The 16,380-nt window shown below is 47.1% G+C and carries 19 protein-coding genes; 11 read left to right on the top strand and 8 right to left on the bottom strand.

Annotated elements, in window-relative coordinates; genetic code table 11:
- Position 1: 1 nt before the first annotated feature.
- The gene (locus NYE50_RS04180; RefSeq protein ID WP_021493871.1) at positions 2-1,195 is read right to left on the bottom strand and encodes an MFS transporter; all 1,194 of its coding nucleotides are present in this window, start codon (positions 1,193-1,195) and stop codon (positions 2-4) included.
- 331 nt (positions 1,196-1,526) lie between these two features.
- A complete protein-coding gene (locus NYE50_RS04185) occupies positions 1,527-1,742 on the bottom strand; it encodes a DUF1128 domain-containing protein (protein WP_003155571.1) in 216 nt (71 codons plus the stop codon).
- A gap of 155 nt (positions 1,743-1,897) precedes the next feature.
- Here NYE50_RS04185 and NYE50_RS04190 point away from each other — a divergent pair, with 155 nt between their 5' ends.
- From NYE50_RS04190 to NYE50_RS04205, 4 genes are read left to right on the top strand one after another with little or no spacing between them, the layout of a single operon-like run.
- The gene (locus NYE50_RS04190; protein WP_115941313.1) at positions 1,898-2,371 is read left to right on the top strand and encodes a low molecular weight protein-tyrosine-phosphatase; all 474 of its coding nucleotides are present in this window, start codon (positions 1,898-1,900) and stop codon (positions 2,369-2,371) included.
- A gap of 13 nt (positions 2,372-2,384) precedes the next feature.
- A complete protein-coding gene (locus NYE50_RS04195; RefSeq protein WP_095061139.1) occupies positions 2,385-2,711 on the top strand; it encodes a hypothetical protein in 327 nt (108 codons plus the stop codon).
- Between the two features lie 11 nt (positions 2,712-2,722).
- On the top strand, positions 2,723-3,562 hold the full coding sequence (locus tag NYE50_RS04200; protein ID WP_159353904.1) for a YihY family inner membrane protein: 840 nt from the start codon (positions 2,723-2,725) through the stop codon (positions 3,560-3,562).
- 8 nt (positions 3,563-3,570) lie between these two features.
- On the top strand, positions 3,571-3,714 hold the full coding sequence (locus NYE50_RS04205; protein ID WP_017419116.1) for a hypothetical protein: 144 nt from the start codon (positions 3,571-3,573) through the stop codon (positions 3,712-3,714).
- A 34-nt stretch (positions 3,715-3,748) separates the two neighbouring features.
- Here the strand turns inward: NYE50_RS04205 and NYE50_RS04210 are convergent, their stop codons facing one another.
- Positions 3,749-4,927 carry an MFS transporter gene (locus tag NYE50_RS04210; RefSeq protein WP_029974039.1) on the bottom strand — a complete coding sequence of 393 codons (1,179 nt, stop codon included), beginning with the start codon at positions 4,925-4,927 and terminating at the stop codon, positions 3,749-3,751.
- Between the two features lie 158 nt (positions 4,928-5,085).
- On the opposite strand from NYE50_RS04210, the gene cax reads away from it, so the two are divergent.
- On the top strand, positions 5,086-6,141 hold the full coding sequence (gene cax, locus NYE50_RS04215) for a calcium/proton exchanger (RefSeq protein WP_159353905.1): 1,056 nt from the start codon (positions 5,086-5,088) through the stop codon (positions 6,139-6,141).
- Between the two features lie 70 nt (positions 6,142-6,211).
- Entirely contained in the window at positions 6,212-7,006 is a 795-nt protein-coding gene (locus NYE50_RS04220) for a YfkD famly protein (RefSeq protein WP_088056277.1), read from the top strand.
- 28 nt (positions 7,007-7,034) lie between these two features.
- On the opposite strand, the gene NYE50_RS04225 is transcribed toward NYE50_RS04220, so the two are convergent.
- Together NYE50_RS04225 and yfkAB are read right to left on the bottom strand one after the other, a co-directional pair.
- Positions 7,035-7,868 carry a mechanosensitive ion channel family protein gene (locus NYE50_RS04225; protein WP_224988626.1) on the bottom strand — a complete coding sequence of 278 codons (834 nt, stop codon included), beginning with the start codon at positions 7,866-7,868 and terminating at the stop codon, positions 7,035-7,037.
- A 6-nt stretch (positions 7,869-7,874) separates the two neighbouring features.
- Positions 7,875-8,996 (bottom strand): radical SAM/CxCxxxxC motif protein YfkAB, encoded by a 1,122-nt coding sequence (gene yfkAB / locus NYE50_RS04230; protein ID WP_014417201.1) that lies wholly within the window; start codon positions 8,994-8,996, stop codon positions 7,875-7,877.
- Between the two features lie 146 nt (positions 8,997-9,142).
- Between yfkAB and NYE50_RS04235 the strand changes: the two genes are divergently transcribed.
- Both NYE50_RS04235 and pdaA read left to right on the top strand, forming a co-directional pair.
- On the top strand, positions 9,143-9,328 hold the full coding sequence (locus NYE50_RS04235) for an SE1561 family protein (protein WP_003155558.1): 186 nt from the start codon (positions 9,143-9,145) through the stop codon (positions 9,326-9,328).
- Between the two features lie 100 nt (positions 9,329-9,428).
- Positions 9,429-10,220: a delta-lactam-biosynthetic de-N-acetylase gene (gene pdaA, locus NYE50_RS04240; RefSeq protein ID WP_160216778.1), complete on the top strand. Its 792-nt coding sequence runs from the start codon at positions 9,429-9,431 to the stop codon at positions 10,218-10,220.
- A 37-nt stretch (positions 10,221-10,257) separates the two neighbouring features.
- On the opposite strand, the gene NYE50_RS04245 is transcribed toward pdaA, so the two are convergent.
- The 3 genes from NYE50_RS04245 to corA all read right to left on the bottom strand — a co-directional run bounded on the left by NYE50_RS04245 (position 10,258) and on the right by corA (position 12,839).
- Positions 10,258-11,118, bottom strand: coding sequence for an NAD(P)-dependent oxidoreductase (locus NYE50_RS04245; protein ID WP_224988625.1), 861 nt, complete (start codon positions 11,116-11,118; stop codon positions 10,258-10,260).
- 50 nt (positions 11,119-11,168) lie between these two features.
- A complete protein-coding gene (locus NYE50_RS04250; protein WP_224988624.1) occupies positions 11,169-11,816 on the bottom strand; it encodes a hypothetical protein in 648 nt (215 codons plus the stop codon).
- A 63-nt stretch (positions 11,817-11,879) separates the two neighbouring features.
- Entirely contained in the window at positions 11,880-12,839 is a 960-nt protein-coding gene (corA, locus tag NYE50_RS04255; protein ID WP_224988623.1) for a magnesium/cobalt transporter CorA, read from the bottom strand.
- A 105-nt stretch (positions 12,840-12,944) separates the two neighbouring features.
- On the opposite strand from corA, the gene NYE50_RS04260 reads away from it, so the two are divergent.
- The 3 genes from NYE50_RS04260 to NYE50_RS04270 all read left to right on the top strand — a co-directional run bounded on the left by NYE50_RS04260 (position 12,945) and on the right by NYE50_RS04270 (position 16,030).
- Complete coding sequence (locus NYE50_RS04260; protein WP_224988622.1) at positions 12,945-13,808, top strand: DNA-3-methyladenine glycosylase family protein; 864 nt, start codon at positions 12,945-12,947, stop codon at positions 13,806-13,808.
- Between the two features lie 128 nt (positions 13,809-13,936).
- The gene (rlmD, locus tag NYE50_RS04265) at positions 13,937-15,337 is read left to right on the top strand and encodes a 23S rRNA (uracil(1939)-C(5))-methyltransferase RlmD (RefSeq protein ID WP_224988621.1); all 1,401 of its coding nucleotides are present in this window, start codon (positions 13,937-13,939) and stop codon (positions 15,335-15,337) included.
- 393 nt (positions 15,338-15,730) lie between these two features.
- The gene (locus NYE50_RS04270; protein ID WP_021493861.1) at positions 15,731-16,030 is read left to right on the top strand and encodes a YfzA family protein; all 300 of its coding nucleotides are present in this window, start codon (positions 15,731-15,733) and stop codon (positions 16,028-16,030) included.
- The last annotated feature ends 350 nt before the right edge of the window (positions 16,031-16,380 follow it).

The raw sequence follows: 16,380 nt of genomic DNA on the forward strand, positions 1-16,380 counted from the left end.
GTCAGGCTTTCATCACTTGCTTAAAGCGGATTCCGATAAACAATGCGAGAAGGGCGCTGACGGCCGCAATTCCGATATCAAGCAGAAAAACAGGCGTCAGGCCGGCCGCTTTGGATATCGCTCCCGTTACAAGCGGAATGACAATAAAAGATAAGCTTGATGCTATATTAACAAAAGATGTGATCGTACCTTTATTTTTAGGGAATAAAACAGCCATAACCGTCATCGCCAATTGCAGAATGCCCGCAGTTGAAAGTCCGATGACAAAGGAGCTGATGACTGATACGGCCGGCTGATGAATGAAAATCAGAGCAAGCAGCGCGATTGCCGCGATCACAGGGTACAGCACCATTACCGTAATCGGCTGAATCACTCTGTTTAACAGCACAGCCAGCAATAATACGGATACAAGCGCCCCGATGCTGTAATAGCTCAACAATTTGACGGCCTGCACCTCAGGCATGCCCAAAACGGTTTGCCCGAACTTAGGAAGCCATACTTGAACGAGCATAAACAGCGCCGTAGATGAAAAGCCTAACAGAATGATCGCAAGGCCTTCACGCCATATCGACGGCTGTGATGTGAACGCGCCATCAGACGGAGAGGCTTCCGTCCGGCCGCCGTCTTCTTTTTGCTTATGATTCGGAAACGGAACTTTTAACAGGAAAAAGCCGTTCAGGAAGAAAATAATGCCCGGTACGAAAAACGTCCAGCCGTAAAACAAATGCCTGTCCGCAATAAACGCGATAAAAAACGGAAGCACCGTCGCGCCGATGGATACAAACGCTTTGATTAACACGGTTGCAGAGCTTGCGTTTTTCGGAAATCCTTCAATAAGCGCCGGATATGTCCCGGAATCCAAAAAGGAATTGGCGATCCCGGCGAAAATGGCGAAGATAAACGCGGCTGTATAGTTTGTCGAAAGCGGAATTCCGATTAGGAAAATCAGATACAGAAAGGCGCCCGATACGATAAACGGCCGTCTCCCGAATGTATCCGAAAGCTTCCCGGCAAACAGAAGCGAAATCAGCTTCCCGATTCCGATGGCGGAGACCAAATAGCTGACCCCGGCTGCGGATGTATGAAGCTGTTTTGATAATGCCTCCATATTGGATGCGATAATAATATTGATCATGCCCAGCAGGAAATAGTTAATATAAAGACCCGCTGCCATTTTGGTGTATATGTTTTTCATGATGACATCCCCTAATGCGGTTAATAAAGAATTAAATTATTTTTTAAATTGATAAAAGAACAGCACGATTCCCCTTTATTGAACCACTGCCTTTCTTTGAAAACTGTTTGATAAAACGGTTGCAAAACAAACTTGAATAACGCTGAGATCACAATGAGTATATCGTTCTACTAAATAAAAAAAGATAAGCGGCCCGCTCATTTAGTATATCGTTCTACCAAGTTCACAGTTACTATACTCCTTCTTTTTATATGTGTCAAACCGATGAACTTTTTTTACTTTTTTTAAATCAAAAAAAGACCTGCCGTTTTTCGGCAGGTCTGACATGGGTTTATTTTCTGAGAGAGGCGAGCTCCTCGGCAATGGCCTGCATTTCACTCGGGCTGAATGATGCTTTTTTCATGACCATTTGATGAAGGTATGTAAGATCTTCTATTTTTTCATCACTGAAATCTTCCGCTCTGATGACGCCGACATTGAGCATGTTGAGCTTTTGCGAAATGTCTTCAATCATTTTGTTTAACGTTTCTGTTTGTTGGCTCGGCAAATTCATGCATCCTTTCATGACCTTTTTCGTACCCTTTATTCTAACAGAATTCATTTAGAATAAAAGCTTATTTCCACAGCCGCAGAAAAGTTGCTAAGATGATGATAAGGTTTTTGATCCTCAAAATGCGGGGAAAGAATAGGGAGGTTATCGATATGATACATGTGCTGTTTGTCTGTCTGGGAAATATTTGCCGGTCGCCTATGGCAGAGGCGGTATTTTCTGATATGGTGAAGAAAAACGGGCTGAACGGGCAGATTAACATTGATTCAGCGGGAATCGGCGCCTGGCATGCGGGAAATCCGCCGCATGAAGGGACAAAGGAGATCCTGGAGAAGAAAGGGATCAGCGCAAGCGGCATCACGGCGAGGCAGGTCCGTGAGTCTGATCTGACCGATTTTGATTACGTCATTGCGATGGATGCAGAAAATATCGGACATCTGCGCAGCATGGCCGGTTATAAAAAAGCGGCGCCGCGTATTGCAAGGCTGCTTGATTATGTACCGGAGTCGGACCTTGCGGACGTGCCCGATCCGTATTATACCGGGAATTTCAGCGAGGTGTACGCTTTGGTCGAATCCGGGTGCCGTCATTTGCTGGAGACAATAAAGAAAGACCATCATTTATAAGGGGGATTGACCGATGAAGCAGACACGCATCATGGCAAAAGCGATTCTGATCGGCGCTGCCGCCGGAGGAGCACTGTCCTTATTACATAAGCCGACGAGAGAGGCATGTTTCCGGAACATGGACGCGTGCAGGCGCCGTGCGGCATTTTACCGGAAACATCCTGAAGCCCTGAAACAGCAGGCTTCTGCAAAACTGGATCAAGTGAAAATCATCGCCAATACCGTATCGGAAGATCTGGGTTTTTTAAACGGGCAGATCACCAAGCTGAAGCAGACGACGCCGCAGGTCATTGACCTGTTAAAAGAAACGAAGGAGCATTTTTCGAAAAACGATCATTGAGGTGGGATGTCATGCGTTTTATAAAGGAGCTGTTTGCAAGGTTTTCTCTGCATGAAGGACAAAGTAAATCGGCGGAGCTGGCGTATTTTTTCCTGCTGTCATTGTTTCCGTTGATGATTTTCATGCTGACGCTCACCGCCTATCTTCCCATATCGGCAGAAGACGTGCTCGGGGCGGTCGATCAATACGCGCCCGACAGCGCCATGTCCATGGTGAAATCCATTACGGAGCAAACGCTGAACAAGCGCAGCGGCGGACTTTTGTCATTCGGGATTATCGCCGTCATCTGGTCGGCTTCGAATGGTATGAACGCGATTGTCAGAGCATTTAACCATGCCTACGAAGTCGAGGAAAACCGCTCATTTATCATCATTCGCCTGACCTCAATTTTTTTAACCATCGCGATGGTGGTTACGATTTTAATCGCATTGCTTCTGCCGGTGTTCGGGAGAGAAATCGGAATGCTGGCCGCAGATTTCATCAGCGCCTCCGGCCTGTTTTTGCAGGTATGGTCGGTTGTCCGCTGGGGTATCAGTCCGCTTATCCTTTTAATCGTGTTTACCGCGCTTTACATTTTCGCGCCGAATAAAAGGCTTTCTCTCCGTTTTGTGCTGCCGGGAGCCGTATTCGCGGCAGCCGGCTGGATTATCGTCAGTATGCTGTTCTCATTTTACGTCGGCACCTTTGCCAACTACAGCGCCACATACGGGAGCATCGGGGGAATTATCGTCCTTATGATCTGGTTTTATCTTACGGGAACACTGCTGATTTTAGGAGGAGAAATCAACGCGCTTTTACATAAACGTAAAAAGCTTCCTGATGAAAATCCGTACCGCGGGAGCAAGCTATAGAGGAACGGATGACGTTCAAGCTGAAAAACGGAGGGGAATCGATTATGACCAAGCATACGAAAAAAGGCGGAAGCCATAATAAACAAAACTCAAAAAACGGCCCGAAGAATAAAACAAGCGGAAGCGCTAACGGGCAGAACGGATACCACTAGAAAGAAGCCGCCTGACTCAGATCAGGCGGCTTTTTTATGAGGCCGGAAAAGAATGGGATTCGGATGCGGGACTGTGCTTTGTTTTCCCGAAGACGAGCGCAAGCCAAATACAGACCAGAATCACCGTAATAAAGTAAAACAAGTTGGCGCTTTCAAACCGCTGCATATACCAGCCGCCCGCCACCGGGCCGATCATGCTGCCGAGGCTGAAGGAAATGCCGCAGAGCAGATTGCCCGCCGGCAGCAGATGGGACGGCAGCAGGTCGCTCATATAGCTGATGCCGAGGGAAAACATACTGCCGACCGCCATTCCCGCCGTGAAAAAGCAGCAGCCGATGACAGAAGGCGACGGAAACAGTCCGGCCGTCAAAAAGCAAAGGGCACCCGTTAATAAGATGACGAGCAGGACACGTTTTCTCCCGAATCGATCGCTTAATAAACCGAGAGGGAACTGGAATACAATACTTCCGATAGCAAAAGCGGGCAATATCAGCGCGACGGCATCAACGGATATGCCTAAACGCAGGGCGTACACGGGAAAGCTTCCGTTCAGCGCCGTTTCTAAAAAACCGTACCCGAAAGCCGGGAGAAAAGCGACCCAGCCGAAAAGAAGAGCGCGGTAAAACCGTTTTGCGCTGTTATCCCCGGATGTTTCATCCGGACCTTGCGCCGGGTACTCGTTACGTAAGGCAAACACAAACAGCCAGGCGGCAAGACTGATACAGCCGGATACGATAAACGGAAGGGACGGACTTGTTTTCACAAGAGGGACCATGAACGGGCCGACAGCGAATCCAAGCCCGAAGGACAGTCCGTACAGCGAAATGTTTCTTCCTCTGTTTCGGGGCGTTGACTTTGACGTCACCCACGTTTGGGTTGAAAAATGCAGCATATGATCCCCGATTCCGATAAGCAGCCGCAGAAAAAACCATAACCATATGGATTGAAGCCAAATAAAACTGAATAAGCTGATGATAACAAGAAATCCGCCCATGACCATCAGAGGTTTGAATCCGAGCTTGCGCAGCGGGGCCTCCATAAACGGCGACGCCAGAAGCACACCGATATAAAGGCCGGTTGCGTGAAGTCCGTTTATGGCTGCGGATTCTCCGTTCGTTTCAAAAATGACGGAGATCACCGGCAGAAGCATGCCTTGGGAAAATCCGGAGATGGAAACAAGCAGAACCAAAATAAAGAAGTACAGTCGTGACATCGCGTATTTCTCCTTCTTCAGTCTCTTTCTTGATCGTACACGGATTTGCTGCGTCCGGCAACCTGAAAATGCCAATTCGGGCTGCCGCGGAAGTGTAATTGAGGGAGTTTTTGAGAAGGATATAAAAAGACTCATTCGAAAAAAGGAGCCAGGCAGATATGAATCGGATTTTTTTCTTTACGGCTGCGGCGGGAGTGCCGCTTTCAGTCATCGGCGGCCTGATGCACTGGCCGTCAGCGGTTTTGTTTATTATTTATTGCTTGACGATTATTGCGCTTGCAAGTTATATGGGGAGAGCGACCGAATCTCTTGCCATTATCGCGGGACCGCGGATCGGCGGTCTGCTGAATGCCACGTTCGGCAATGCGGTAGAGCTGATTATATCGCTTTTTGCCCTAAAAGAAGGGCTGACGGGCATCGTGCTTGCTTCACTGACCGGTTCGGTGCTCGGCAATCTTCTGCTCGTCGCGGGATTGTCGTTTTTTATCGGCGGTTTGAAATACAAGCGGCAGGAATTCAATATTCATGATGCCCGGCATAATTCTGGCCTGCTGATTTTTGCCATTATCGTAGCTTTTGTCATTCCCGAAGTGTTTTCCATGGATATGGGGGAAAAAAACAAGCTTGATTTGAGTGTCGGCATCAGCATCATCATGATCCTTTTGTACGTGGCAGCTCTTTATTTCAAGCTCGTCACCCACCGCGGTGTTTATCAGCCGAATCAGCCGGAGGCAAAGGAAGAAGAGGAGCAGCCTGAGTGGTCGGGGAAAAGAGCGACAGCCGTCTTATTTATTTCAACCATTATCGTCGCCTACATATCTGAAAACCTTGTCCATACGTTTCATGCGGTGGCTGAACAGTTCGGCTGGAGCGAGCTGTTTATCGGAGTGATTATCGTCGCAATCGTCGGAAATGCCGCAGAGCATGCGTCGGCGATTATTATGGCGTACAAAGACAAAATGGATGTCGCCGTTGAAATCGCGGTAGGCTCGACTTTGCAGATCGCCATGTTTGTGGCTCCGGTTCTTGTGATCTGTTCCATCTTTTTTCCGGTCAATATGCTGCTTGTATTCACATTGCCCGAGCTTGTCGCGATGATCTCATCCGTCCTTTTGATGACGATGATTTCAAATGACGGTGATTCGAACTGGTTTGAAGGGGCTACGCTCCTTGCCGCCTATGTCATCATGGCGATCGGTTTTTTCCTGCTTTAACCTGTAAAAAATGCGGATAACAACGATTGCGGAGGAAAAGACTAAAGGAAAATGCTATAGAAAGAGTGATATGATGAGAAAGCTGTTTCATGCCACACTGATTCTGCTGTTATCCTTTAGTTTTTTCGCAACGCCGTCTGCCGGTGCAAAAAAACCGTTTAAAGTTCCCAACTCTGTCGTAAGCATTTCAAAGGAAAATACGTATCCGAATGCCTCACAGGACCAGCCGATGCTTCAGCCGAGCAAACTGGCAAAGGAATTGTTAGATACATCAGAGATCAACATCGAAAATCCGCATCTGATTAAAATGCTGAATGAATCCTCGGTTTCCGGTTCACCGCTTGCCATCGGATACCGGGCGACAATATTTCTCGGGAAATGGGCGCTCGGCTATCAATCGAACGAAACGGTCGCCAACTGGGAATATAAAAAAATCAACACAAACAGAGCGGATAACCGGGGCGGGCAGCAAACCGCGGTTATCTCATACGCCCAAGAACAGCAATACAAAATCAAAGGCGGGCTCACAGCGAAGGTGCCGAACGCAGAAGACGTAAAAAGCATGATGATGCAAAAAGCGATGAAGAAAACAAAACTGCCGCTCGCGTTTGAAACGGTTATCGGCGCAGGCACAAAACGCGATCAAACCTACAAAATTTCTCCGCAGCGGCTCGGCTACCTGCACGCCTACGCTCCGGCCGTTAATGAAAAAGGAAAAGTAACATACGGTGAAGTGTATTTGGTGCTGAAAGGCAGCAAGCGGAAACTTGTCGTCAAAAATGTGACTTCGCAAGGAATCGGGGCTTGGATTCCGGTGCAGGATCATGTCACATTCGGTTTTCAAACGACAGCGCAGCCGAGATAAATAAAAAAAGCTGATTCCGGTTCGGGAATCAGCTTTTTTGTGTGTGATACATTTCCTCAAGCAATTGCACATTGTTGTTGTACAGCTCCCGGGCAAGAACGCGTCTCACCGCAAGGCTCGCCGAGAAGTATTCTGTGTCTTGAACCATGCCTTTGACGGTAAATTCTATGCCTCTGGTTAATTTGTTCAGACTCATAATTCCATGCACTTGAAACGGTTCCGTCGCATTGAGAAATTCATCCCGTTTCAATGAATCGCGAAGCTCATCATTGAGCATGTCACACGCTTTTTCTAAGATGGCATATACCCGTTCAGGATCTTCCTTGTAACTGATCACGACGGACTCGGTAATCCGCATATAATCAATGTTATAGTTTTGAAGCTGTCTGACCTCACCGTTAGATATGGTAAGCAGCTTGCCGGTCCACTCACGGATCTGGAGGGAACGGAGTCCGATTTCTTCCACTGTGCCGTTGAACAGATTGTTAATCGTCACGTAATCGCCTTTATGCAGCTGGCGTTCATATATTAAAAAGATACCGGCCAAAATGTCCTTGATTAACGACTGGGCGCCGAAACCGATGACGATACCGGCAACGCCCGCCCCGGCTAAAATTCGGCCGAAATCATGAACAAATAAAGAAATGACGTAAAAGATAAAACCGATCGTCGCCGTATACTGGGTGATGGACCGGACGAGGCTCTCAATCGTCTTCCCTTTCCGTTCCTCTAAGAAATCTGTGCGTTTAAATAACACCTGAACAAAGCGGTTGATCAGAAAAACACCGGTGTAAAGCACGAGAGCGACGATGATGATCTCAACCACTTTGCTTTTCAAAATGTCCGTAATTGTCGTTTCCATCTTCTGTTAACCTCTGGCTTTTCGTAATGAAAAATCCGTGTCCTGATAATAACTGTTTTTGACAAGGACGTTCGGGCCGAGGCACCGGACGTTTGTGCAGCGGCAGTTCAGCTCTTTGCTCAGCTTTGTCTGTCTCCACTTGTCATATGCTTCAGGAAGGCTGTCTGTTTTAATATTGCCGAGCGGCGGTGTATCGCCGAAATCCGTGACAATGATATTTCCGTCAAAAATGTTGACATTCAGGCGGGAGCGGCCGTCAGGGTCGTTTCGCACCGTAACGTTTTTCGCTTCCCGCAGGCGGCGGAGAAGCTTCTGGTCTTCTTCATCAGGACTGCATGCGTAAAACGGGAGCGTACCGAACAGCATCCATGTCTCTTCATCTCGAATGTCGAGCAGATGATGGATGGCCTGTCTCATGTCTTTCAGGCTGAGTGATTCAAGCGCGCTGGCGAAATCACTCGGATACATCGGATGGACTTCGTGCCGCTGGCATTTCATTTCTTCGGTAATTTGCCGGTGAATATGTTCGATATGCGGCAGTGTCCGTTTGTTGAGCATCGTTTCCGCTGAAACCATTACACCTGCTTCGACCAGCGTGCGGCTGTTTTCAATCATTTTGTCAAAATAGCGCGCCCGCTGTTCAAATGTCGGTTTCTTCTCCATCATCGCAAATCCGATGTCGGCAAAGTCCTCGACCGTTCCCCAGTTGTGAGAAATGTGAAGAACGTCCAAATAGGGAATAATCCGTTCGTAGCGCCCGATATCAAGCGTCAGGTTTGAATTGATCTGTGTGCGCACGCCGCGTTCATGCGCATATTTTAAAAGCGGGACGACGTATTCCTTTACCGATTTCAGCGAAAGCATCGGTTCGCCGCCCGTAATGCTGATAGAGCGTAACAGAGGAATTTCATCAAGCCGCTTTAATAAAAGGTCGATCGGCAGCGCATTCGGGTCTTTCGGCTGGAGCGTGTACCCGACGGCGCAGTGCTCGCATCTCATATTGCACAAAGTCGTCGTTGTGAATTCAACGTTCGTCAGTTTCATATCTCCATACTGGTCGACATCCATGTACGCTTCCCAAGGATCGTACTCCGGTGTGATCGGACGCAGTGTTGTGTTTTGTGTCATGACTATCTAACTCCTTTATAAATGGGGCATACTAACGTCTGCCAACTGTTAATTTTAGACCTGATCAGCCAAGATCGCAAGTAGCGGAACCATTGAAAAACGGCAAAAAATACGCTACCATTATAAAAAATGAATGGAGTGGAAGTATGGGGAATGCAGTAAACAGCAAAGATCAGCAGCTCGATTACCTAAAGAACAGACTCGATATGTTTATGAATGTCATTGATTCATTAGACCCTGAATCAACGGACGTTGAAGATATAGACCGGCTCATCGGCATGCTTGATGATCTGGAAGCAAAATACGAACGCTTTAAAAAGGATTGGGAATAAACCCCGGCGGATGCCGGGGTTTTTCTTTTTCCATAATGCGGCTGTATAAAAGGGCAGGGCCTACTGCAAAATAAGGAAAAATGCAGAAGGAGTGCTGGTCATGAAATGGTTTTGTTCAATTTGCTGCATGGCCGTTTTACTTGCGGGAGGCATCAACAGCGCAGAAGCCGTGCCGAATGAACGGATAAACTGGGGCTTTAAACGCAGCGTCAATCATCAGCCGCCGGATGCCGGCAGACAGCTGGACAATCTGGTCAAAAAATATGATGCCTTTTATTTGGGCAATACGAAAGAAAAGACCATCTATTTAACGTTTGATAACGGATATGAAAATGGGTACACCCCGAAAGTGCTTGATGTGTTAAAAAAACATCACGTCACGGGCACTTTTTTTGTCACAGGTCATTTTGTGAAAGAGCAGCCTGATTTGATTAAACGGATGTCAAAGGAAGGCCATATCATCGGCAATCATTCTTTTCATCATCCTGATCTGACGACAAAAACGGGCGATCAGATTCAAGACGAACTCGATTCGGTCACGGAAGCTGTGTACAACATTACCGGAAAGCGGGACAACCTGTATCTCCGTCCGCCGCGCGGCGTATTCAGCGAATATGTCCTCAAAGAAACGAAGCGCCTCGGCTACCAAACCGTTTTCTGGTCCGTCGCATTTGTCGACTGGAAGGTTAACGAGCAAAAAGGGAAACAATATGCCTATAATCACATGATAAAGCAGGCGCATCCCGGCGCGATCTACCTTCTTCACACCGTTTCAAAGGACAATTCAGAAGCTCTGGACGATGCCATTACCGATTTGAAAAAAGAAGGCTACACGTTTAAAAGCATTGATGACCTGATGTTTGAGAAAGAAATGAAGCTGCCGCGCCTGTAGAAAACACCTCTCCTGGTAATGGAGAGGTGTTATTTTGTTATTTTAAGCTTTTAATCAGTGCAGCCCAATCCAGATCCCCGAAGCCTTGTGCGATCCCGCTTTCAAAATGGCTCTTGGCCAGCTCGGCAAGAGGGAGTTTTGCGGAAACCTGTTCAGCGGCGGCGAGCGCCAGATTGGTATCCTTGAGCCCTAAAGACATTTTGAAACCGGCCGGCTCAAATTTCTCATCAGCCATGATCGTGCCGTAATTTTGATAGACGGGAGAGCCAAAGAGCGCGCCGGCGATTTCTAAAAATTGTTTCCGTTCTAACCCGTATTTCTCCATCATTAAGAATGATTCAGATAACGCCTCCAGCATAGAAACGAGCAAGAAATTGACGCTGATTTTCGCGGCATTGGCCGTTTTTGTTTCTTCACCAGTGTCCAATACTTGCTGACTCAGGATGTTAAGCAGCGGTTCGGCCTTTTTCTTCGCTTCTGCCGGTCCGGCTGTGATGATGCGGAGTTCGGCCTTCTCAGCGGCATCGGGGCGGCCGAGGACGGGAGCGGCGATAAAGGACTGCCCTCTGCCCGAATGTGCGGCGGAAAGCTGTTCTGACAGCGCTGTACTGATCGTGCTCATCGAAATATGAATGCCGTTTTCAGATAACCCGGCAATAATGCCGCAAGCTCCGAAAGTCACGTCTGTTACGGCTTCATCGTCTGACAGCATTGACAGCACGATGTCGGCATGTTCAGCTGCCTGTCGGGGCGTTTCGGCATATTCTGCCCCTTTATCCAGCAGGTCAGCCGCTTTTTCTTTCGTCCGGTTATATACAGTCAGGCTGTATCCGGCTTTCATGATATTTTCGGCGATGGGGCGGCCCATATTGCCGAGTCCGACGATGGCGATCTTCATTTCACAGTCCCTCCAATGAAAAGTTTTCCACCATTATACATGCAAAATGGTTAATCTGCTGTGTACAGGATTGCCACTTTCAGTTCAGGTTCTGAAGACCATCCGGAGTCTGAGGCGGCTTTCCCCTTATAAAATCCGGTAAATCGGGTTTTGATGATTGTTTTTGAACGGGGTTTTACAATGAATGTTTTTGATTTGAATGTGACGTCCTTTATGTTTTCTGATAAATCCGGGGTGACAGAAATGGTTTGTTCCCCTTTTCCGTAATGATTGATATAAAGCGTGCAGCTCATGCCCGCTCTTTTTCGCTCAACCAGATGACTGCATTCGCTGCGGTGCTTCACATATTCGACAGCCTCTTTTTCGGGCGCGAACTGTTTTAAGGAAAAAGCGGCATATTCAGTGGCGGGACTGATACCGGAAGCGGCCCCCATACTGAGAAAGAGCAGAAACAGCCCCGCCGCGGGAAGCGTCCGCCTGAACGCGGCGGCACACCAGATTAACGCCGCAAAGTAAAGCACGACCCCGGGAATGACGGAGATATGGGCTCCATCTTCCGGCCAAGAGGAAAAGCCGAGCGACTCAAAGATGTAATCAGACACCGTACGGCCGTTATACAGCGGGGCAATGGACATGACACTGAAAGCCAGGAGGACAGAAGAAATGATTTTGTGAGAAAGGATGGTAACGGCGCACACCTCTTTACGTTTTTTTCCAGACTATCATGTTTTCTTAAAAAAAAGAACAGCCCGCAGCCGTTCTTACTTGAAAATATTAAACCAGCCTTTGCGGGCGAACCAAAACAGCATGGCGGCCACAAGGAAGGCCATTACGCCCAAAACGATAAAATACCCGTATTTCCAATGAAGCTCAGGCATGTTATCGAAATTCATGCCGTAAACCCCTGCGATGAACGTCAGCGGGATAAAAATGGTCGAGACGATGGTTAATGTCATCATAATGGCGTTCATCCGGTTTGAATTCAGCGTCACATAGCTGTCCCGCAAATCTGACGTCATATCACGGTTTGACTCGATCAGCTCGGCCAGTTTTAACAGGTGGTCATAAATATCGCTGAAATACGCTTTCGTTTCACGGCTTTCTTTTACATGGTCAAGGCTCAAAATCCGGTACATTAAATCGCGCATCGGAATGATCGTCCGCCTCAGGTTCAAAAGATCAGTCCGCAATTCAAACACTTCATTCATTAAAGTGCCGTAAGATTTATGGGTTCTGCTGTCTTCAATTTCATTCAGCCGGTCTTCAATTTTGTACAGCACGGGGAAATATTCATCGACAAGCTGATCCATAATCATATAAGTGATATGCCCGGGCCCTTTTTTGGCTAATCCCGGAGAAGCGAAAAACCGTTCTCTCACCTTTGAGACGCCGGGCGATTCGTGCAAATGGAAGCTGACGATGAAACGGTCGGACTGAAAAATGTCCACCTCTTCCATTTCCAGTGTGTCCGGGTTCAAGGCGTGGAGCACATAAAAACGGTAGCCGTCATAATGGTCGATTTTCGGCCGCTGCATATGCTGAAAGCAATCCTCGATCGCAAGCGGATGAAAGTGAAAATAATCCCGCAGCAGCTCGGTTTCATGCATCTCGGCGCCGAAAAAATCAATCCAGTACCATGCGATGTCCGGTTGTTCTGTACGTGATAGGGGGATATTATCTAATATCTCATTATGTGTTGTGATTGCGGTTATATGTATCATAAACAACCCTCCGCCTGCCATTATATCATGCGGCGTTATGAAGAAAAGTATACGAATTGCCGCCCGGCCGCTTCATGATATACTTGGACAAAAGGGGTGGAGCATATGTGGAAGGAAACGGTTTCGGTCACGCCGCCGTATCATTTTGATAAAGTCCTTGAAAGGCTGTCGCTCGATCCGCTGAATGCGGTCGATCTTCATGCAAGATCAATCAAAGTACCGCTCAGAACAAGGGACGGCAAACTGTCCGTCATCACGGTTCAAGGGGAAGGCACCGCCGCAGACCCGGTCTTCCTCGTCAGCGGAGAAACGGACCGCGAGGAGATGATTGAACGGATCAAACACATTTTTCAGTGGGAGCAGCCGCTTCAGCCTGTGCTTGATCATTTCTCAAAAACAAATCTGTCGGCGCTTTTTGAGGAGCATGCGGGAACCCCGCTCGTCTTGGAGTATGACGTCTACAACTGTCTCATGAAATGCATCATCCACCAGCAGCTCAACCTGTCCTTCGCTTTTACCTTAACCGAACGGTTCGTCCATGCCTTCGGTGAACAAAAAGACGGCGTCTGGTGCTATCCCGAGCCGAAAACGATCGCGGCGCTCGAGTATCAGGACTTGCGGGATCTCCAGTTCAGCATGAGAAAAGCGGAATATGCGATTGACATTTCACGGATGATTGCAGACGGGGCGCTCAATCTGGCGGAACTTACCCATTTATCGGATGAAGACATTATGAAAAAGCTGATCGCCATCAGAGGCATCGGCCCGTGGACCGTCCAAAACGTCCTCATGTTCGGTCTCGGCCACCCGAATCTGTTTCCTTTGGCGGACATCGGCCTGCAAAACGCCGTCAAACGCCGCTTCGCCCTAGAGGATAAACCGTCAAAAGACTTGATGCTTCAGGTAAGCAGCGAATGGGCGCCGTATTTAAGCTATGCGTCCTTGTACTTGTGGAGAAGCATTGAATGAAAAAAGGAAACTTCCAGTGAAAAACATGAAGGAACCGCCGGCTGCATGTTATACTGAAAAGATGTGATATTTCAAATCAGCCGTTTTCCCATGAGGAAGGCTTTATATAGAAACGGAGAGAAAAAAACGTGAATCAACATCAAAAAAAGGCGCCTGCCGAATTGAAAATCGGACAGACATTTCCGCTGACCATCAAACGTCTCGGCATTAACGGAGAGGGCGTCGGCTATTTTAAGAAAAAAGTTGTCTTCGTTCCCGGCGCTCTGCCCGGTGAAGAAGTCGTTGCCGAAGCGACAAATGTGCAGCCGAAATTTTCAGAAGCACGCGTCAAAAAAATCCGCAAGCCGTCTGAACACCGTGTCACGCCGCCATGCCCGGTCTACGACCAGTGCGGCGGCTGTCAGCTTCAGCATCTGGCATACACCCAGCAGCTTCGCGAAAAACGCGACATCGTCATTCAGTCTCTGGAACGTCATACGAGATTCAATGTCGAAGAAATGAACATTAAAGATACGATCGGAATGGACAACCCTTGGAATTACCGGAACAAAAGCCAGTTCCAAGTCGGACGCTCGCAAAGCGGCAGCATCATTGCCGGCTTATACGGACTTGATTCCCATAAAATCGTCCCGATTAAGGAATGCATTGTCCAGCATCCGGCAACAAACAAAACAACGGGTATCGTCCGCCGTATTTTAGAAAAACACAACGTGTCCGTTTATAACGAACGGACCAAAAAAGGCGATGTCCGCACCATCGTGACGAGAGTCGGTTTTGAAACAGGCGAAGTGCAGGTCGTGCTTGTCACCGCGAAAGAGACACTGCCGAATAAAGACGAGATCGTCAAAGCCATTCAGAACCGTCTGCCGGAAGTGAAATCGATTATTCAAAACGTCAACGGCGCGCGCACATCTGTCATTTTCGGTGACAAAACAAAAGCGCTGGCCGGAAGCCATGCCATTCAAGAAGTGCTAGGTGACGTGTCATTTGAACTGAGCGCCCGCGCCTTCTTCCAGCTCAACCCTGAGCAGACGGTCAAGCTGTATGACGAAGTGAAACAAGCGGCTCAGCTGACAGGAAAAGAAAAAGTCGTAGACGCGTATTGCGGCGTCGGTACGATCGGCATGTGGGTTTCAAACAGCGCAAAAGAGATCCGCGGCATGGACGTCATTAAAGAATCAATTGACGATGCGAAGAAAAACGCCAAAAAACACGGCATCAAAAACGCGGCATATGTCACAGGAACAGCCGAACACTGGCTCCCGAAATGGACGAAAGAAGGCTTCCGCCCTGACGTGGTCATCGTCGACCCGCCGAGAACGGGCTGTGACAGAACATTTTTAGATACCATCAAAAAAGTAAAACCGAAACGCTTCGTCTACGTATCCTGCAATCCTTCCACATTGGCGAAAGACTTGCAGACGCTGTCGAAGGACTATCGCGTCGAATATATTCAGCCTGTTGATATGTTTCCGCAGACGGCTCATGTAGAAGCCGTGGCGAAGCTTGTATTAAAATCGTCTAACTAAAATAAACAATTCGTAATCAGACCTGGATTTCGGTAAATAAACAATTCCGATTTCCGGGTTTTTTCATGTTTTGCCCTTGTCCTACCTGTTTTTTGTCTTTATTTAACTGATAAAAAGAGTTGAAAAAACGTATGGAAAAGCAAGTGAAAAACAGCCAAGCAGGCTGCTTTCTATTAACACTTTCTTTTTTCCGTTTGGAAACGGCATTACAGACAAAATATGAAGATCTTGTTGTGAACCAGAAGCAATAACAAGTCGTTCAAGTTCCGTGAATACTTGTAATTTCCGTTAATATTTTGTAAACTTCTTTAATAAGTAATTATCGCGACAATCATGCTTCATCATATAATGATGTTAGATTGTCACTTGCTAAAAAGTATTGGAGAAAAGGAAATGGATAAAGTAAACAAAAAACGACCGTTATTTAAAAGAAGTTGGTTTCAAACGTTGTTGGCATTTTTAGTTTCACAGCTTTATTTTAATTTTGCAGTATTAACGGGATGGGGTCCTAATTATAGAGAAATGAATGGATTCCCAGCAAACATAGTTGAACTGGATTTCTTTCAAACATATCTTTCATTCTATGATAATCCATGGTTTAATATTGTCACTGTTTTCTTGGGGGTTTTCACTGTTATACACATAATCACAGGTATAACAAAGGATATTCGAAATGAAAGCCATAACTTCTGATGCCTTATTTAATGATGAAAGAAACTTTCTTATTAATCTTATGAATGAAGACTGCGGCAATTAGTCAGCAGTCTATTTTATTGGTTCTGGATCAGGATTACCGAATCGTAATCTTATACAAACATATATAGGTGAATGTATAAAGATATTAACATAAGGGGTTTGAAAGCCAATCGACCCTTAGTACATATACTGTATAGAGCCAGAAGCCACTTGTTGCGTTGGTTATATTTCTAAACCATGAGCAAATCTCAAATGGTCCAGATTGAAGTTTTGAATTCTTTTAAGTTCGAGTTTATTTTCTCTTCCCATCCCCTTACTCCATACCATCCCCAACTCATTTTGCTTAA

This window comes from Bacillus sp. EU55, assembly GCF_038005925.1.
Taxonomy (GTDB): domain Bacteria; phylum Bacillota; class Bacilli; order Bacillales; family Bacillaceae; genus Bacillus; species Bacillus velezensis.